Origin of the sequence: Simiduia litorea (assembly GCF_042853465.1) — a bacterium.
GTDB lineage: Bacteria > Pseudomonadota > Gammaproteobacteria > Pseudomonadales > Cellvibrionaceae > Simiduia > Simiduia litorea.
On sequence record NZ_AP031497.1, the window covers coordinates 1,616,073 to 1,635,468 of the forward strand.

Annotated in this window: 14 protein-coding genes; 2 read left to right on the plus strand and 12 right to left on the minus strand. The window is 50.8% G+C overall.

The genetic code is table 11. From position 1 onward, the window contains the following. Positions 1 to 10: 10 nt before the first annotated feature. The 4 genes from ACGHTT_RS07040 to ACGHTT_RS07055 form a co-directional block, all read right to left on the minus strand. Complete coding sequence (locus ACGHTT_RS07040; RefSeq protein ID WP_390594380.1) at positions 11 to 1,675, minus strand: acyl-CoA dehydrogenase family protein; 1,665 nt, start codon at positions 1,673 to 1,675, stop codon at positions 11 to 13. After that, the gene (locus ACGHTT_RS07045) at positions 1,665 to 2,276 is read right to left on the minus strand and encodes a TetR/AcrR family transcriptional regulator (RefSeq protein ID WP_390594382.1); all 612 of its coding nucleotides are present in this window, start codon (positions 2,274 to 2,276) and stop codon (positions 1,665 to 1,667) included. The genes ACGHTT_RS07040 and ACGHTT_RS07045 overlap by 11 nt, the downstream gene beginning before the upstream one ends. A gap of 159 nt (positions 2,277 to 2,435) precedes the next feature. Further along, positions 2,436 to 4,136: an alkaline phosphatase PhoX gene (locus ACGHTT_RS07050; protein ID WP_390594384.1), complete on the minus strand. Its 1,701-nt coding sequence runs from the start codon at positions 4,134 to 4,136 to the stop codon at positions 2,436 to 2,438. A 64-nt stretch (positions 4,137 to 4,200) separates the two neighbouring features. After that, on the minus strand, positions 4,201 to 5,874 hold the full coding sequence (locus tag ACGHTT_RS07055; protein ID WP_390594387.1) for a hypothetical protein: 1,674 nt from the start codon (positions 5,872 to 5,874) through the stop codon (positions 4,201 to 4,203). A 164-nt stretch (positions 5,875 to 6,038) separates the two neighbouring features. On the opposite strand from ACGHTT_RS07055, the gene ACGHTT_RS07060 reads away from it, so the two are divergent. Then, positions 6,039 to 6,881: a peptidylprolyl isomerase gene (locus ACGHTT_RS07060; protein WP_390594388.1), complete on the plus strand. Its 843-nt coding sequence runs from the start codon at positions 6,039 to 6,041 to the stop codon at positions 6,879 to 6,881. On the opposite strand, the gene ACGHTT_RS07065 is transcribed toward ACGHTT_RS07060, so the two are convergent. Then, on the minus strand, positions 6,865 to 7,647 hold the full coding sequence (locus ACGHTT_RS07065) for a TSUP family transporter (RefSeq protein ID WP_390594389.1): 783 nt from the start codon (positions 7,645 to 7,647) through the stop codon (positions 6,865 to 6,867). The genes ACGHTT_RS07060 and ACGHTT_RS07065 overlap by 17 nt on opposite strands. Before the next feature lie 23 nt (positions 7,648 to 7,670). Further along, positions 7,671 to 8,609 carry a ribosome biogenesis GTPase YlqF gene (ylqF, locus tag ACGHTT_RS07070; protein ID WP_390594390.1) on the minus strand — a complete coding sequence of 313 codons (939 nt, stop codon included), beginning with the start codon at positions 8,607 to 8,609 and terminating at the stop codon, positions 7,671 to 7,673. 107 nt (positions 8,610 to 8,716) lie between these two features. On the opposite strand from ylqF, the gene ACGHTT_RS07075 reads away from it, so the two are divergent. Further along, entirely contained in the window at positions 8,717 to 9,391 is a 675-nt protein-coding gene (locus tag ACGHTT_RS07075; protein WP_390594392.1) for a transglutaminase-like cysteine peptidase, read from the plus strand. A 67-nt stretch (positions 9,392 to 9,458) separates the two neighbouring features. Here the strand turns inward: ACGHTT_RS07075 and ACGHTT_RS07080 are convergent, their stop codons facing one another. The 6 genes from ACGHTT_RS07080 to ACGHTT_RS07105 form a co-directional block, all read right to left on the minus strand. Next, entirely contained in the window at positions 9,459 to 11,084 is a 1,626-nt protein-coding gene (locus ACGHTT_RS07080; RefSeq protein ID WP_390594394.1) for a methyl-accepting chemotaxis protein, read from the minus strand. Positions 11,085 to 11,293: 209 nt separating this feature from the next. Beyond that, positions 11,294 to 12,166, minus strand: a complete 873-nt coding sequence (sucD, locus tag ACGHTT_RS07085; protein WP_390594395.1) for a succinate--CoA ligase subunit alpha — start codon at positions 12,164 to 12,166, stop codon at positions 11,294 to 11,296. After that, positions 12,166 to 13,332 (minus strand): ADP-forming succinate--CoA ligase subunit beta, encoded by a 1,167-nt coding sequence (gene sucC / locus ACGHTT_RS07090; protein WP_290262286.1) that lies wholly within the window; start codon positions 13,330 to 13,332, stop codon positions 12,166 to 12,168. Before sucC ends, sucD begins: the two co-directional genes overlap by 1 nt. Before the next feature lie 150 nt (positions 13,333 to 13,482). Beyond that, positions 13,483 to 14,937 (minus strand): dihydrolipoyl dehydrogenase, encoded by a 1,455-nt coding sequence (gene lpdA / locus ACGHTT_RS07095; RefSeq protein ID WP_390594397.1) that lies wholly within the window; start codon positions 14,935 to 14,937, stop codon positions 13,483 to 13,485. 67 nt (positions 14,938 to 15,004) lie between these two features. Next, entirely contained in the window at positions 15,005 to 16,207 is a 1,203-nt protein-coding gene (odhB, locus tag ACGHTT_RS07100) for a 2-oxoglutarate dehydrogenase complex dihydrolipoyllysine-residue succinyltransferase (RefSeq protein WP_390594398.1), read from the minus strand. 40 nt (positions 16,208 to 16,247) lie between these two features. Beyond that, complete coding sequence (locus ACGHTT_RS07105) at positions 16,248 to 19,082, minus strand: 2-oxoglutarate dehydrogenase E1 component (RefSeq protein WP_390594400.1); 2,835 nt, start codon at positions 19,080 to 19,082, stop codon at positions 16,248 to 16,250. Positions 19,083 to 19,396: the final 314 nt, after the last annotated feature.

A 19,396-nucleotide genomic window follows, 5' to 3' on the forward strand; every position in this document is an offset into this window, starting at 1 on the left:
GTCGATGCAGTTAGGGGTGCGGGCTGGCGTGACGAACCACGGCAGCGCAATCGATAGACTGAGCAAAAGCGCCATAAAGGGCCTGACTATTTTGTTGTAATCGACTGCTGCAAAAGGCATCCGCAACCGGTGATTGCTGATGAATTAAGCTCGATGCTTGCAAACATAATGCTAAGCGCTCCATGAAATAGCGCCCGTGATTCAAGATGTCTACGCCAGCTTGGCTGAACTGTTGACGAGTTTGGTTTAGGTAATGTCGTAACAGTGGTTGATCGCTGGCAGCATTGGCTACTTCAGACCAAACAGCGTCAAGGCACTGCGGGCTTTTAGTGATAATACGCATGAGATCTAAGCATTGAACATTGCCACTGCCTTCCCAGATTGCATTGATGGGCGCTTCTCGATATAAACGCGCGAGTGGGCCGTCCTCCATCACGCCCATGCCGCCCATGCATTCCATCGCTTCATAGGCGTGACCGGGAGTGCGTTTGCAAATCCAGTATTTTCCCACCGCTGTGCCAATGCGCAATAATTGTTGTTCGAGTTCGTTGCTGGGGTTATCTAAGGCTTTTGCCATACGCAATGTTAACGCCAGAGATGCGTCACTTTCCAATGCTAAATCTGCGAGTACTTGACTCATCAATGGTTGGTTCACTAAGTGCGCGCCAAATACTTGCCGGCGCTCGGCGTGGTGAATAGCTTGCGCTACGGCGGCGCGCTGGCCGGCGCTAGAGCCGATCATACAGTCAAAGCGCGTTAACGAAACCATTTCTAAAATATTCGCCACGCCACGGCCTTCATCGCCAATAAGCCAGCCGAGTGCGCCGCGCAGTTCTGCCTCCGACGAGGCGTTGGAAACATTGCCCATTTTATTTTTTAGCTGTTGAATTTGCAGCGGGTTTTTACTGCCGTCTGGGCGCCAGCGGGGCACTAAAAAGCACGACAGCCCACCCGTGGCGTAGGCCAGCACTAGGAAGCCATCGCTCATAGGGGCAGACACAAAATATTTGTGACCGACTAATTCATAAAGCTCTCCCGCACCTGGCTGGCCGACCGGATAAGCCTTGGTGCTATTGGCTCTAACATCCGAGCCGCCTTGCTTCTCGGTCATGGCCATACCAAGGGTGAGGCCACTTTTTTCTTGCCAGGGTTTATTGCTGGCATCGTAACGAGAGGATTGAATGAGTGGCTGCCAAGCCTGCGCAACCGCAGGCTGCTTACTTAGGGTTGGGTGACTGGCAAAGGTCATGGTGATAGGGCAGCCATGGCCCGCTTCAACTTGTGCTTGTAAGTAATATTTTGCCGCGCGAAATTGATGGGCATTGGCCGCTTGTGTCATCCAGGGTGAGCTATGCAGTTGCTGCTCGATAGCCGATTGCATTAATTGGTGGTAGCTGGGGTGAAACTCAACGGCGTCGATGCGTTTGCCAAAGCGGTCGTGGGTTTTAAATTGGGGTTTGTTTTGATTGGCGAGATGGCCTAGATAAAGGTATTCAGCGCTGCCACACAGCTGGCCAAAAGCATTGAGGGATTGTTTGTGTGAATCATTAAAATGCTGAGTCGCTTGAATCAGTGCGCGATCGTGTTGAAAGCTGTTGTAGTTTTCTAGCGCTCCGGATTGATTTTCAACAACGTGGGTGTCTGCCAAGAACGCGTGCGTGGTGTTATTTTCCATGGGCTTCTCCTTGACCTAAACCCCGTAGGCAAAAGGCCACTAAGGGCTGAGTGGCGAGTCGGTTGATGATTTTATGATTGGCTTGGTGCAGTACGGCCTCTGCCATGGCGCCAACAATGGCGACGGCGGCGAGCATAGCGGGCTGTTGCGTAAATTCCTTGTTGTTGATACCCGTCTCAATCACTTGCGCAAAGCGCTCAGCCCAGATGCCGCGGTAGCGTAACCGTGCGCTTTCCACGGCTGGGGATACGGGTTCGGCAATAAGGGCGTAGGCAAGCTTTGGGTTGGCCAGTGCTCGTTCGCAGAATGCACTTAACAGCATTTCTATTTTTACCGACGCGGCAGCGGTGTGATTTACCGAGTCAAAAACGGCGGCTATCTCGCGCTCTGTTGCACGCTCGAAAATGGCGACGGCGAGGGCGTCTTTATTGTCGAAATAGCGATACAGGTTACCGCTGGCCATACCTGCTGCGGCTGTGACCTTGCTGATGGATAAGTTTTGAAAACCAGACTTTGCCACCAGTTGATGGCCCTTGTGTAAAAGATTTTCTAGGTTGGCCTGTCTGAGCTGGTCGGTGTGTTCGGTCGCTTGGTATGCCATAAAGTGAACCTTGATTCATTTTATGACATTTAAGCAATATCTTGCTGGGAGTGCAATTGGCGTTTGGTTATAAGCCTGTCTTACAAGAATAAAAAAAGGGATAGCAACGCTATCCCTTTAAACATCTAGCCTGTAACACGTTGGTTATTGAGAGTTTATTTATTCGCCCGCTGGGTTATACACCCAGATCATATTGTTTTCATGATTTGAGGTGTCTTCGCCAATGATCACACGGCCATCGTCCAACACCAATAAGTTATCGGGGTTGCTGATGCCACTGGTTGCGCAGGCGTTGGCCGCTGCAGTTGAATCGTAGGGGCCGCCGACAACCACGGGTTCCATGCGGCTAGTGTTGTAGCTAGCATCTAAGCCGAGCCGATAAACCACACCGCACTTGTTTTCTGTTAACTGAATGTCGCCGCTGGTGTCAGACATACCCTTGGCTACTTCCGACATGGCGACATACATGAAAGGTACGGTATTGGCCGCTACGCCGTGGTAGTTAATGTTGATACCTTCCATTTTGCGGAATTCGGTGGTGGCGCCTTTAGCCGCGGCGGCTTTTAACGATTCCAAGAAGGCATAGCGATCGTCACCGGTGTTGTTGTCTGCCCAGTCTTGAATTTCTGCGTCTGTGATATAGCTAGTGGCACCGTCCACATAGTCGGTTTCATCAATGCCGTCGTAATCGGCAATCCAGGTGGCGAGTTGCGCATTGGTGGCACTGCCAAGTTCAATCCAGCTGATATTCATACCGGCGCGTGCGGTGTCTGAGGTTGCATCTTGGGTGACTTTTGCGGCATACAAGGTGCCCGCGCTTAGATCACCAGCGTTAGTGGCAACGAATTTGTAAAAGGCTTTATTGGTACCGTCGTCGGTTAGGTAAACGGTTTTTTGATCGGGCATGACCACCGCGTTTTCATGAGCCATGCGACCTAGGGTGAAGTGTTTTACCGGCACGGGGTTGGCTGATGTTGGATTGGTTATTTCGACGATATAGCCGTAGTGGTAAGGGTTGGGGTAGGTGCCCGCGAGATAATCTTGCAACAGTTTTACATCGTTATAGCCTGGGTAGCCAGAGGTGTAGCTGCTGTCGTTCCAGTGCGCGGTATTTTCAGCTTCATAATTTTCTTCTGACACTAAAGGTGTGCCCCAGGGTGACAGCGTGCCAAAGCAGTTGATCAATGTACCGAGAACGCCACTGAAGTCGACATTCATGACGTCGCTCACAGACCAACTGCCTTCGTCGGCGCGCGCTACATTCATGCGGCTAACGGCGCCGGGGCGATCTTCCCAGCTGGTGAATAAATACCCTTCCGAACCGTCGGCATTGCTGGCCACGAAGGCGTTAAAATCTGGATCTTGTGATTGCTTTAATGCGGCGGATTCGTCGCCATTATTGATTGAGCCTAAACCAAAAGGCAGTGCACCTTGGTAAGTGTCGCCGGCGCGACCGAGTACCTTGTAGCTGCCAATGGCAAGGTTCACTTGTTTTGCTTCTGCGGCGCCTGAGGCGGGTGCGGACACGGCGGCTAAGCGAGGATCTAGTTGATCTATATCGAAGCCTTCGATGACGCCAACAGCGGCGTTGTTTTCGGGGGCATCAAGCGTATCGGAAGGGTGCTGCACGTTAAAAAATAATTCGCCGTTGTCGGTTTTAAATAGGCCGGTAATCTCAGCGCCCAAGGGTACTGTGGCCAAACGGGTCAAGCGTGGAGCTGCGATTAAATCTACGCCGTTGCTGCCGTCAGTGCCGTTCGCACCGTCGGCGCCATTCTGACCATCTTTGCCATCGTCACCACAACCGCTGAGTGCAGCTGTTATGGCGAGTGCCAGTAGTGTTTTATGTTGAAAGTTCATGGTGTCTCCCTAAGTGTATCGACATTAGTTATTTGATGTGCTGAGTGTTACGTTTGGTAAACTTTTAGCGCGCAACCGTTTCTTGCGTGGTTTTTTGTGCGCTGGTTGAGGGCCAGTTCAAGCGGATGTCCCAGCCTCTAACGCGGTGTTCAGCATTGAGTGGTGCTATGCTTTCATCCACGGTTTTTAATACATTTTCGGCCGGTAGCCAGTTAGCATCGCGACCAAAGATAAAGCGTTGGGTGCGCACCAAATGGGTGTAGGCTTTATTGAGTTGCAACGCTCTTTCCGGTGACGGCGTGATCAATTGATAAACGTCGGCCTGTTTAATCTCGGCGAGTTTTAACGACCCATCGGCGTTGAACCAACGCGCCTGCATTTCTTGGTTCTGACGGAACTCATCGCCGCCACCGACGCGCTTTAAGTAGTCGAGAATTTCCGGTTGATCTGAATTGAGATTGGGCGCGTCCGGCATACCTTTTAAATCTATGTAGCCCCAGCCTTCGCGACCGGTAACTTTTCGCCCAAAGGCAAAGGTTTGGTCGATGGTGCTGCCAATGGCTGAGTGGCAGCCCATGCACGCCATGGTTTCTTCAGTGGTTTGTGGTCTCAGTGAACCCTGTGCATCTTCAATAAAACCGGTGAGCATCCAACCAAAGTTGTTGTCCATACCTTGGTCGCGGTGATTGACAAAATAGGGTAGCTCTTCATCGACTTTTTCTTTGCGTTCGCGCCGGTAACGATTATCGATTTCCGATTCGCTTAAACTGCGAATTTTTTTCATGTAGCGCAACTCTTTCATGCGCGTTGATGGGCCAATATCGCCGGCCTCGGACACGCCTACATAGCGAACGCTATGTAAAAATTCGGTGCCAAGGGGGTATTGCTGGGGTGTTACGGCTTGATCTTTGGCGTCGCCAAAGTAATAGCCTTGATAAACTAACTGATCTACGGCTGTGTCAAATTTTTTGTCGCCATTGATATCAATCTGATAGTGCACTTCGTTGAAAGGCGGGACGCTGATTGTATCAAGCGACTGGATGCTCATTTCAAGGAGTGATAAATTCAACCAGTAAATACTTGGGTCGTCGTGACCATCGTGCTGATAGAAGGCAGCTGGCAGGCGTATGATCACATCATCTGTCGAACCGTTCGTGGGCCAAAAGGTGCTTGGGAAAGGTTTGTAATTAAAGGCGACCCAATGGCTGCCATCTTTCGCCAATCCGTTTTCAGAGAAGGCTTGCTGAGGGTTTGCGTAGTGGGCAAGATCGGGTAGATAGCCCTGCCAGTTGTTTTCTTTTAAATGTTGTCTTAAGGGGTTGTAATTGTCGGTGTTAATGTAATCTAGAATGGCGCTATCTGAGATGTTGTTGACGTAGTCTTGGCGATCTTCAAATAAATTTTGCCACTGATTATTCATGCCAATATCAGAAAAAAGATAGGTGCCTTGCAGGGCAGCATCGTCGAGTTTATTCATGCGATAGGCGGCATGGGTATCTTTTGTATAGGCTTGATGGCATACGTAGCAAGGGTTGTAGCGCTGCTCTGTTTTGGTATAACACTGTGGCGGAATAGGTGCTTCGCGATTAAATAACCGATCGTCTGGCGTGTAGACAAGCTGTTGGCCCACGGCTGGGAAATCCTTAAAAGTATTTTTTTCCCCGCTGGAATTTTCTCCGCAGGCGAACAGCGTGGTGGCCAACAGACCCAGCGTAAAAGTTCTTGCGACTAACGACATGGTTAACCCTCTATTTGGTGGGGCTAATCTAGAGCAGCTTTGTGTCAAACATTTGTTGGTTTAATGGCAGTTAGATGACAGTTTTGTGTCTTGATTGATGCCTTTGAGGTAATCTAATTTTTATACGTTTAGTCTGGTTAACGAATAAGAATAAGGAAGAATTTATGCGGCAATTATTATTAGGTTTATCCATGGGGTTGGGTATTGTTATCACGCAATTTTCCATGGCACAAAGTTTTCGCCTAGTGGATCAGTCGGAGTTACTTTATTTACACCTAGATTCGGGCTTGGTTGTGGTCGAGTTAAATGGCATTTATGCACCGAATACCGTGGCAAGAATAAAAGCATTAGCGGGCGCAGGTTTTTACAATGGTAAAATGTTTTATCGGGTTATCGACGGCTTTGTTGCACAAGGTGGCGCCAACGATGAAGCGCCGGATCCCAACTATCCACCCTTACCAATGGAAGCTAAGCGCATGGTCGCGCCGACAGACGCTATAACCTTGGTGCCATCACCTGATTTGTTTGCCGCCTTTACTGGCTTTAAGCACGGCTTTGCCGTCGGTCTCGATGCCGACAAAAAACGCAGTTGGTTGCTGCATTGCCCTGGTAGTTTAGGTATGTCGCGGGCGAATGAGCCCGATTCGGCAACAACGGATTTTTATATCGTTATCGGGCAGGCGCCGCGCTATTTGGATGGCATTATGACGGTGTTTGGGCGAGTGATTTGGGGCATGGATAAGGTGCAGCAAATCATTCGCGCCGATGTAACAGGCTCTGGTATTATCGCAGCCGATAAGCCGCAAACAAAAATACGCTGGGCGGCTGTTGGTGCCGCGCTACCTAAGACTCAGCAACTGGCGTTGATGGTAGAAGAAACCCAGGGCAAGTTGTTTGAAGAGAAGCTTATCGATCGCCTAGAGCGACCCCAAGCGTTTTTTTATGAAAAGCCTCCAAGGGTATTGGATGTTTGCCAGATCCCGCTGCGGGTTAAACTAGCGAACTGACCAAGCCAAAGCTGGACACAAACAGCAAGACAATTCCGAGCCAGCGATAGAATATGCGCGCGTCGGTTTGCAGCAATTTGTCGTGTAAACGCGATCCGAGTTGGTGGCCTATGGCTGCACAAGGTAACAACCAAATATGTTGCAGGAGTTGTAAATCGATGCCAGCCCACAGGAAGGCCGCCATTTTAATGCTCACCAGAATAAACCAGAGCGCGAACAGCGTGTTGCGTAATTGCTCGCGCGCCACGTGGGTGGCAAACACGGCAACAATTAACGGCGCGCCGATGAGCGATGTACCGCTGACGTAGCCGCCGAGCATGAGTAGCATGACGTCCATCCACGGCTGTTTACTGACAAAGGGTTTGTTGAAAATATAGCTCAGGGAGTAGAGCAGAACGATGGCGAAAATAATGCCGGTCATAATGTGATTAGGCAGGGCCAGCAGACCAAAAACCCCAATCAGTTTTGGAACCAGCATAATCAGGAGTGCTCTACCGAGATAGGGCCAAGCGACGCTTGAGGCGCTGCCCGTATCCACCTGCGCTGCCTTGCTACTGCGCCCCTGCCAGAGTGTGAGCGCACTAAACACCAAGAGATGTACCGCAATGATCGGTAAGTACACGAGTGGCCGGTTGTCGATCAGCAGTAAAAACGGCAGCGACAGCACCGCGCCGCCAAAGCCTAAGCCCGAGCGCACGAAACCGCTCCAGATAAATATGAGTGCAATGCCGATATGGGCTAGGGGACTTAACTCGGGAAAAAACATAATTGGCCGACGCTTTTTACAGGTTAGGTGTGTCGTTTACCGGCTTTTTTAAGCGCCTTTTGTGCCTCTTTTTCCGCTTCTAAGGCGGCTTTGCGGGCGCGCTCTGCCGCGATTTCTTCCAGCTCTGCACCAATCACCTCTGGGCTCTCCAACGTAATTCTACCTAGGCGCCCAGCGCGGAAATCGGAGATGAGAATCTCCCCAGCTTTGTAGAAGTCCACTTGATTGGCTTTCATGCCGCCACGGCGGGTGCAGATGGCGCTTAACAAGCCATGGGTATCCTTGGGTAGCTGTTTGAGCGAATAGCGCTCTTGCAGGCCGGCGGGGTAATGGGCCATGAGAAATTCGCCCAAGTATTCGCCTAGGTCTTCAAAATCGATGACGGTATTTTTAATCGCGCTGGTGGCCGCTAAGCGAAAGCCTGTGTTGTCGTGTTCGAGTTTGGGCCAGAGCATGCCGGGGCTATCAAATAAAATCACACCATCGGGCAGGTTAATTTGCTGCTGGGCTTTGGTAACCGCGGGTTCGTTGCCGGTTTTGGTTGCCGGTCGGCCGGCCATGGTGTTGATAAAGGTGGATTTTCCCACGTTGGGGATGCCCGCCACTAACACATTGATGGTGCGATTTTGCTCGGCTTTGCTGGGCGCTAATTTTCGACACAGCTCCGGTATAAGGCTCTTTAGCTTACCGGGGAAGCGCAAATCTACCGCCAGCGTACGGGTATTGCTGTCTTGTTCGAAGTGAGCTTGCCAGCGGGTGGTCAGTTCGGGATCGGCTAAATCGTCTTTGCTGAGCAGCTTGATGACGGGCTTATCGCCGGCAGCCTCGGCAATGACGGGGTTTTGGCTCGAGTGGGGTAGGCGAGCATCGAGTATCTCTACTAATACGTCGATTCTAGGCAGCAGTTCAATCATCTGCTTGCGCGCTTTGTGCATGTGCCCTGGGTACCACTGAATACTCATGTTTCGGCTCTTTGAGGGTCGATAGAATTGGCTGGGAATTTTACCGGTAATTTACCCGCAAGGCGAACCAGTGCGACTATACTTTGGAGTCGACCTTGGAGGTGAGAGTGCAGTTGGGGATTAAACACGGGCTTGCGGTATTGGCCATAGCGGCACTTCCCACCACATGGGTGATGGCACAGGTTAATGACTACGGTGTAACGCCGGCATTGCTTGCTTGGGTGCAAGGTCAATGGGGTGAAGCAGCTAAGGCGCGGGTAGAAGCCTGGCCTAAGGCTATGCAGGAAACCAATCAACTTCAGCCTGACGAGCTAGAAAAATTGATCCGCGCCAATGATTTTTTTAACCAAGTGCGCTGGCTCAGCGATCAGGAGCATTGGGCCAAAGAAGACTATTGGGCCACGCCTATTGAAACCCTTGCCACCAATGCCGGCGACTGTGAAGACTTCTCCATCGGCAAATATTTCACCTTGCATTACACCCAGCTAGACCCCAATAAATTGCGCATCACTTATGTGAAGGCTTTGGAATACAACCAAGCGCATATGGTGTTGGCTTATTATCCGAGTCCGAGCGCGGAGCCGCTAATTCTCGATAACATCAATAAAACGATTTTGCCTGCGTCGCAGCGCACCGATTTATTCCCCATTTATAGTTTTAATGGTGATGGCTTGTGGTTGGCAAAGTCGCGAGATAAAAAATTAACTGGCGATAGTGAAAAAAGTTTGCCGCAGTGGCGTGAAGTTAACGAGCGCATGCTGCGCGAGGCGGCGATTGAATAAAAACGTTACGCTTTGATGCTCTAGGCTGGCGAAAGCTGCGTCGGTCGTGCCAACGCAGCTTGGCTTGTTAGACTTTAAAGCGAGCAATTAACGAGGTGAGTTCCGAGGACGTGGCATCGAGCCTGTTGGCAATTTCGGTCGAGCGACGGGCAGCAGAGTGAGCGTTTTGCGCCAGTTCAGCCATGCCGGTTACATTTCTGCTTATTTCTTCTGAGGCATAACTCTGCTCTTCCGCAGCCGTCGCAATTTGCGTATTCATATCGCGAATGCGCGACACAGCGTCGGTGATAGCGCGAATCGAATCGCCTGCTTGGCCCGCTAAATCGACGGTTGCATGGGTTTTGTCTTGTCCATCGCGCATGGCGCGCACCGCCGTGGCGGCGCCACTTTGTACGGTTTCGATGATGGTTTGAATTTCCGCGGTAGACTCTTGCGTGCGTTGTGCTAGGCCGCGTACTTCATCGGCCACCACGGCAAAGCCTCGACCTTGTTCACCGGCGCGGGCGGCTTCAATGGCTGCGTTAAGTGCCAGTAAGTTGGTTTGTTCGGCAATGCCTTTTATCACGCCGAGTACCGTGCCAACACTCGAGGTATCTTGCTCAAGCTTATCCATGGCTTGGGCAATTTTTACCACTTCTTGCGACAGGTTATTAATCGCGCTCATGGTTTGATCCATCACATTAAGCCCCGCTCGCGCATTGGTGTCGGCAGCTTGAGCGGCCTCCGCAGCACCTGCTGCGTTGCCAGCAACCTCCTGCACAGTCGCGCTCATTTCACTAATGGCGGTCGATACTTGGTCGGTGTAGTGTTCCGTTTTACCCGTGTGTTGCGAGATTTCGGAGGCTGTCTCATTGATGTTTTCAGACGCAATCGATAATGAATTGGAGGCAGTTTGCACCGCAGAAATAATGGCGACAATTTCAGATCGCATGGTTTCGAGGTTGCGCGTGAGTTGGCCGATTTCATCGCTACGACTACTCATCAGCGCGTGACTGAAGTCGCCGCGGCCGAAGCGGTTGATGTCTTGCATCATGCCGTGAATGGGATTGATGATGTTGCTTTTCAGCGTGACCCACAGTGCTATTAAAATGACAGCAGCGCCGGTTAGCAATGAAAACACGGCAATTGTGCTTACCCGTTCGGCTTGCACATTAAGTTCTATGGAATCTTTTTGTACCAGCTGTGCAATTTGCTCGGAAGCTTGGTCTAACAATCTCGCCGACTCTCGATCAATACCTTTGACGGCTTCATCACCTACGGTGGGATTGAATTCGCTAAAAACAAAATCTTCGAAGCCTTTGTTGTAGGCGATAAACATAGCCTTGTGGGCATCTCGAAATTGCTCTACTTGATTGCGAAAGGGACTGCCATTCATGGCTTGTTCAAGCGATTTGGCTTGATCTTGAATCAGTGCTTGTTGGTCTTTAAAGCGCTGCCAGTATTTTACGCGGTCGGCCTCATTTGTGCCCCGTAAGAGAACGTTCTTCCACTCTTGCACCTGAATTTTAAATTCATAGTTAAGGTTGCTGATGCCGCGTTCATAGGATACTTGTTGAGCCATGATTGAGCGGTACCCATCGATACTATTGCCCAAGCTCGATACAGTATATTCTGCTACAAGAACCATCACTAATAGACCTGCCCCTACCAGCGACATGAGCCTTGTTTGCATACTGCCAGTCAGCCAATTCATGGTTTCTCCACTGCTTTGAAATGTTCTAAAAAAATACTTTTAAATAGTCGAAACAACTATAGAAGCTGTCTAGCCTCCGTAAGTATATGCAAGATATCGGCAGCTGCTGAAAAACTTAAAGGTAAGAGGGGGGATTCAGGGGTTGATAAGGAAAATAAAAAGGGCCGCAGAAGCGGCCCTTTTTATGAAAGATTTGTGACAGTGGAGAATTACCAGCCCGTCAATTCTTTCAGCGCTGCACCGATGTCGGCCAAACTGCGAACAGTTTTAACGCCTGCATCTTCAAGGGCTGCGAACTTCTCGTCAGCGGTGCCTTTACCGCCCGCGATGATGGCGCCGGCGTGGCCCATGCGCTTACCGGCAGGTGCAGTAACACCGGCAATGTAAGATACAACAGGCTTAGTCACGTTAGCTTTGATGAACGCTGCCGCTTCTTCTTCAGCAGAGCCACCAATTTCGCCGATCATAACGATAGCTTCGGTTTTTGGATCGTCTTGGAACAACTTCAAAATGTCGATGAAGTTAGAGCCAGGAATTGGATCGCCACCAATACCTACACAAGTAGATTGGCCGAAACCGTAGTCTGTCGTTTGCTTAACAGCTTCATAGGTCAGGGTGCCTGAACGCGACACGATACCTACTTTACCTGGCAAGTGAATGTGACCAGGCATGATGCCGATCTTACATTCGCCTGGGGTGATAACGCCTGGGCAGTTCGGGCCGATTAAGGTAACACCTAGCTCGTCCACTTTAACCTTGGCATCCAGCATATCTAAGGTTGGAATACCTTCGGTGATGCACACGATCAATTTAATACCGGCGTTAGCCGCTTCTAGGATGGAATCCTTACAGAAAGCTGCTGGTACGTAGATTACCGAGGCTTCAGCGCCTGTGGCTTCTACGGCTTCGCGCACGGTGTTGAACACGGGCAGGCCTAAATGCGTTTGACCGCCTTTACCAGGCGTTACACCGCCAACCATTTTGGTGCCGTAAGCAATGGCCTGTTCAGAGTGGAAAGTACCCTGTGCGCCAGTGAAGCCTTGACAAATAACCTTGGTATTTTTGTTAATTAAAACGCTCATTATTTGCCTCCCGCTGCTTTAACAACTTGTTGTGCAGCATCGGTTAAGCTGGTGGCGGCGATGATGTTCAAACCGCTTTCGCTCAGTACCTTAGCACCCAGTTCTGCGTTGTTACCTTCTAGGCGAACAACAACGGGTACCTTAACGCCCACTTCTTTAACTGCGCCGATAACGCCTTCTGCAATCATGTCACAGCGAACGATGCCGCCGAAAATGTTGATCAGAACCGCTTCTACAGCATCGTCAGATAAAATAATCTTGAATGCTTCGATAACGCGCTCTTTGGTTGCGCCGCCGCCAACGTCTAGGAAGTTAGCAGGCTTGCCGCCGTGCAGCTTAACGATGTCCATGGTGCCCATCGCTAGGCCCGCGCCGTTAACCATACAGCCGATGTTGCCTTCGAGTGCAACGTAGTTAAGTTCCCACTTGGCCGCATTAGCTTCGCGCGCATCTTCCTGTGAAGGATCGTGCATGGCTTTGATTTTTGGCTGGCGGTACAGGGCGTTGCCGTCGATGTTGATCTTGCCATCTAAGCAGTGCAGGTTGCCTTCTTCGGTAATAACCAGTGGGTTAATTTCCAACAGGGCGAAATCGAAGTCTTGGAACATTTTGGCAAGGCCCAAGAAAATCTTGGTGAATTGCTTAATTTGTGCCGCGTTTAAGCCCAACTGGAAAGCTAAATCGCGCGCTTGGTAGGGCTGAGCGCCTACTAAGGGATCGATAACGGCTTTCAGAATTTTTTCTGGGGTTTCTTCGGCTACTTTTTCAATTTCCACGCCGCCTTCAGTAGAGGCCATGAAAACGATGCGACGGCTTGAACGGTCTACTACCGCGCCTAGGTACAGCTCTTGCGCGATGTCGGTGCAAGACTCAACCAGAATGCATGAAACGGGCTGGCCCTTTTCATCTGTTTGGTAGGTTACTAGGTTGTTGCCCAGCCATTTTTTCGCGAAATCTTCGATTTCTTGCTTGCTAGAAACCAACTTAACGCCGCCCGCTTTACCGCGGCCACCAGCGTGAACCTGTGCTTTAACTACCCACTTGTCGCCACCGATTTCGGCGGCGGCTGCTACAGCCTCGGCAGGTGTAGTTGCTGCTACACCCTTGGATACCGGGAGACCGTATTCGGCAAATAGTTGCTTTGCCTGATACTCATGCAAATTCATGATGTCATTCCACTTTGTGCGATTGCTTTATGTTGCAGACCTTCGCCTACAGATGTTCATAACCACAATACGCTGTACCTGTGATGGCCAACTCGCTAGGCAAGTTAGCCCCCTTTAAAACCCCGAAGGGCTCAATACGCCGTATTGTTATTATTTGCGCTTTTTGCGGTTGGCGATGTGAATGGCGTGACCATTCACGGCCAGTGCCGCTTCTTTAACCGCCTCTGAAAGAGTCGGGTGACCAAAGATTGTCATGCCGATATCTTCAGCACTCGAACCAAACTCCATAGCGATGGCAACCTGCTGAACCAAATCGGCGGCAGATGGACCAACAATGTGCGCACCCAATACCCGATCGGTATCGGCGTGAGCCAAAATCTTAACCATACCCGCCGTTTCATTGGCAGCCATAGCGCGGCCACTGGCGGCGAAGGGGAATACACCTACGTTGTAGGGCTCACCGTCGGCTTTAAGCTGCTCTTCGGTTTTACCAACCGAAGCTACTTCTGGGTGGGTGTAAATAACGTTGGGAATAATATCGTAGTTAACAATGGCTTTTTGGCCAGCGATACGCTCGGCAACCACAACGCCTTCTTCACTGCCTTTGTGCGCCAACATTGGGCCGCGTACGACGTCGCCAATCGCCCAAACGCCTGGGGCGCTGGTGGAGCATAAGTCATTCACGTAGATGAAGCCGCGCTCATCCAAGTTTACACCGCTGTCGGGTGCCAACAAGTTCTGGGTGAATGGGCGACGACCCACACACACGATCAACTTGTCGAAGACTTCTTTCTGCTCTTTGCCATCGGCATCGGTGAAGTTCACGGTCACGGTTTTCTTTTTGCCTTTGCCAGACACTTCTGAGCCGGTCACGCGGCAGTTCAAGCGGATATCTAAACCTTGCTTGGTGAGAATTTTGTTAGCTTCTTTGGCGATTTGTTGATCCATCATGGCCAAGAAGTTTGGCATGGCTTCAAGCAGCACCACTTTTGAACCCAAGCGGTTCCATACTGAACCCAACTCCAAGCCGATAACACCTGCGCCTATAACACCGAGACGCTCGGGTACGGCTTCAATTTCTAAGGCGCCGGTTGAGTCGAGGATCACGTCGTTGTCGACAGGAGCAACAGGGATGTTCACGGGAATAGAACCCGATGCAAGAATCACGTTATCGGCAGACAAGGACTGCACCTTACCGTCGTGTCCAGTGACTTCCACAACGCGATTGGCCAATAATTTACCGGTGCCGTAGAAAGAGGTCACGCCGTTGGCTTTGAATAAGCCGGCGATGCCGCCAGTCAATTGCTTAACGATACCCGCTTTGCGCGCGATCATGGAGGGCACATCAATTTTTACATCTTTGGTGCTGATGCCGTGGATACCCAAGTCATCTTTGGCTTCGTGGTATTTGTAGGAGCTGTCGAGCAGTGCCTTAGAGGGAATGCAACCTACGTTTAGGCAGGTGCCGCCGTTAACACCTTGACCTTCGGCATTCTGCCACTTTTCTACACAAGCCGTTTTTAAACCTAACTGTGCGGCACGAATGGCGGCTACGTAGCCCGCAGGGCCCGAACCGATCACGATAACATCAAATTTTTCAGACATTTTTTGTCCTCAATACTGAATAAATGATGGGGAGCAGAGCTCCCCGAGAAACCAATAAACCTGCGCGTTAAATCTCTAATAAAATACGCGCTGGGTCTTCAATCATGTCTTTGATGGCAACTAGGAACTGCACAGCATCTTTACCATCAATTAAACGGTGATCATATGACAGCGCCAAGTACATCATCGGGCGAATTTCCACCTTACCGTTGACGGCCATAGGGCGATCTTGAATCTTGTGCATACCCAAAATAGCGGTCTGTGGCGGGTTCAATATAGGTGTTGACATCAATGAACCGAAGGTGCCGCCGTTAGTAATGGTGAAGGTCCCGCCTATCATATCATCCATACCTAGCTTACCGTCGCGGGCGCGCAGGCCGAAATCGCGAATGGTGTTTTCAACATCGGCTAAGCCCATGTTTTCGGTGTTGCGCAGTACCGGTACTACCAGGCCTTTTTCCGTGGATACCGCTACGCCAATGTCTTGGAAACCATGATAAACCACGTCGTTGCCATCGATGGAGGCGTTAACGGCGGGGAAGCGACGCAGGGCTTCGGCTGCCGCTTTGACGAAGAAGCCCATGAAGCCTAAGCGGGTACCGTTGTGCGACTTTTCGAAGGCTTCTTTGTACTTTTTGCGCAATTCCATCACCGGGCCCATATCCACTTCGTTAAAGGTGGTGAGCATGGCGGTGGTTTGGCTTGCTTCCAACAAGCGCTCGGCGATACGTGCACGCATGCGTGACATAGGAACGCGTTTTTCTGTGCGCTCGCCAACGGGCATCGCAATACCGGCGCTAGCAGCAGCTGCTTTAGCGGGCGCGGCCGGTGCAGCAGTGGCGCCTTTCAGGTGATCGATAACGTCGCCTTTGGTCACGCGGCCGCCTTTGGCTGAACCATCAACGGCGCTTACGTTGACGTTGTTTTCATCCGCCATTTTCCGAGCCGACGGGTTAACCAACTTCTCGTTGCTTGCGGCTGCCGGTGCAGTTGCTGCAGCAGCTGGAGCCGCAGCACCGGCTGCTGGTGCGGCGCCTTCAACCAAGCGAGCAATGACTTCGTTGCTTTGAATAGTGTCGCCTTCTTCCCTTAAAATCTCAGCCAATACGCCATCGGCTGGCGCGACGACTTCTAACACCACTTTGTCGGTCTCGATGTCTACGATAAGTTCGTCGCGGCTAACGGCTTCACCGGCTTTCTTGTGCCAAGTGGCGATGGTGCCGTCAGGTACTGATTCTGGAAACTGTGGAGCTTTAATTTCGATACTCATTGTTTTTTTCCTTAGCCTTGGCCAAATCTGTAAGTGACTGTTACTTAACAGTCAGCGCGTCATCGATAAAACGGTTTTGTTCTTCAAGGTGCGTAGACATGTAACCCGCCGCCGGAGCGGCAGAGGCTTCGCGGCCAGCAAAGTTCAAATACGCCTTAGGTGCGATATTTGAAATCACACGACGCATATGATGTTGGCTGGAATACCAAGCACCTTGGTTCATAGGTTCTTCCTGACACCAAACGAAGTCAGTGAGCTTGCTGTAGGGCTTGATTGCCGCAACGAACTCGTCTTCAGGGAAGGGGTAGAGTTGCTCTAAGCGAATAAGCGCAACATCTTCCTGACCGCGTTCCATCCTGGCTTCGAGCAAGTGGTAATAAACTTTACCGGAGCACAGAACAACGCGTTTCACTTTCTTCGGATTAACCGTTGAATCACCTAATACATTGTGGAACTGGCCATTGGCTAATTCTTCTAAAGTTGACGTGGCTAACTTATGGCGCAAAATCCACTTTGGACTCATCACCACAAGAGGTCGACGCATAGGGCGAACCGCTTGGCGACGCAACATGTGGAACACTTGCGCCGGCGTGGTGGGAATACAAATTTGAATGTTGTGTTCGGCACACAGCTGCATGAAGCGCTCTAAACGCGCGCTTGAGTGCTCCGGGCCCTGACCTTCATAACCGTGTGGCAACAACATGGTCAGCCCGCATAAGCGACCCCACTTGTGTTCGCCCGAGGTGATAAACTGATCGATAACCACTTGCGCACCGTTGGCGAAATCACCAAATTGCGCTTCCCAAATCACCATGGCGTTTGGGGTGGTGGTGGCGTAACCGTATTCGAAAGCGAGTACCGCTTCTTCAGACAAAAGTGAGTCGAAGATGTCGAAGTTGGGTTGATCTTTCTTCAAGTTTTGCAGCGGCACGTAACGGCTGGCATCTTTCTGGTTGTGTATAACGGCATGCCGGTGCGAGAAAGTACCGCGACCTACGTCTTGACCGGTTAAGCGTACACGAGTGCCTTCATCAATAATGGTGGCATAGGCTAAAAGCTCAGCCATACCCCAGTTGATGGGTAGTGCACCGCTGGCCATTTTAATGCGGTCTTCGTATATCTTTGATACTTGACGCTGTACAACCACACCGTCTGGAACTTCGCAAATCTGATTGGCAATTTTTTGCAATTGCTTCATCGGCACGCGAGTATCGCCTTCGGCAGTCCAATCGTGGCCAATGTAGGGCGACCAATCGACAAATAGGGTTTTATCGGGCTCACTCACCAAACCACTGGCAACATGCTCGCCGCGATCTAGCGCGGCGCGGTAGTTGTCGGCCATCTCTTGCGCTTGCGCTTCGCTCAGTACTTTTTCCAAAACCAGCTGTTCTGCATAAAGTGTCCGCGTGGTTTTGTGGTTGCGAATTTTCTTGTACATGAGCGGCTGAGTAGAAGAGGGCTCGTCGGTTTCGTTGTGACCGCGACGGCGGTAGCAAACCAAATCGATAACCACATCTTTCTTAAACTCGTAACGGTAATCCATCGCCAGCAGGGTGACGAACATAACCGCTTCTGGGTCGTCGCCATTGACGTGGAAGATCGGTGTTTCGATCATTTTGGCAACGTCGGTACAGTACTCCGTGGAGCGTGCATCTTCGCGTAGGCTGGTCGTGAAACCCACTTGGTTATTTAACACTAAGTGAATGGTGCCACCGGTTTTGTAAGCGCGGGTTTGAGACATTTGGAATGTCTCTGTCACCACACCTTGACCGGCGAAGGCGGCGTCGCCGTGAATCACAATCGGTACAACTTTTGTACCGACAGGATCTGCACGCCGGTCTTGGCGGGCGCGCACTGAACCTTCAACAACAGGCGAGACGATTTCCAAATGCGAGGGGTTAAACGCCATGGCTATATGAACTTCGCCGCCGGGCGTCATGATGTTAGATGAAAAACCTTGGTGGTATTTCACATCGCCAGAGGTGGTAACGAGTTTCTTACCTTCGAATTCTTCGAAAAGTTCTGCTGGGTTTTTACCAAAAACGTTAACCAATGTGTTCAAACGACCGCGGTGCGCCATACCCAGCACAATTTCTTTTGCGCCATGCGCGCCGGCGCTTTTTACGAGGCCATCGAGCAGCGGAATCATAGACTCGCCACCTTCGATGCCGAAGCGCTTGGTGCCTGGGTATTTGCTGTCGAGGTGCCGCTCTAAACCTTCCGCAGCGGTTAAACGCTCCAGAATATTGAGTTTTATGTCATTGGCATAGGCTGGGCGCGAACGGGCGCTTTCTAGACGCTGCTGCAACCACTGCTTTTCAGAAAAGTTAGTGATGTGCATAATTTCTGGGCCGATATTGCCGCAGTAAGTTCGCTCAAGCACGTCGATAATTTCGCGCAGCGGCGCTTCTTCTTTTCCGATAAACAGGTTGCCGGTTTGAAACACAGTGTCGAGATCTGCAGGAGTCAAGCCATGAAAGGCCAACTCTAGATCAGGTACATTTTCACGCTTCATCAAGCCTAGTGGGTCGAGCTTGGCGCGTTGATGACCACGGAAACGGTATGAGCTGATCAACTGAACAACTTTAACCTGTTTGCGTTCGTGTTCAATGTTTGCGCCACCAGAACCTGGAGCCGCTATCGGGCGTGCACGGTTTTTACCGAGCAATTCGAAATGATCACGGATGACAGAATGCGGTGTGTCTTGAACCACAACGCCGTCAACGCGTGGCAGTTGTTCGAAGTAACGACGCCATTCTTCTGTCACGGCCTTGGGGTCGTGTAAATAGGTATCGTAAAGATCTTCTACATAGGCCGTGTTCCCATCAGAGATATGGGAAGACTTCCGGAGCAGCTCCAACATGCTTTCTTGCATTTTACCCACCTGTTCGATGGGGTACTTGTCTAGCTGTGAGGGCGTGAGTGGTATAGGGCGTTTACACGCTCTAAAACCAACTACATTCTGGATTGGTTTGCACCAATCAAGCGGTTTACCCCATGAAAGCAGTGATGATATTCATCGCCCTCACAGATAGATCGAGCTTTGCTCGACATACCCCTGCTACTTACTAGCGTAATACTAGCCGTTTCATATGCGGCTTCTTTTGGAGCCACACTGTTTAGTTCACTCGCTACAACATAAATGCCGTGCAAATAATTTTTTAGTAGGGCAAAGATTCAGGCATGATA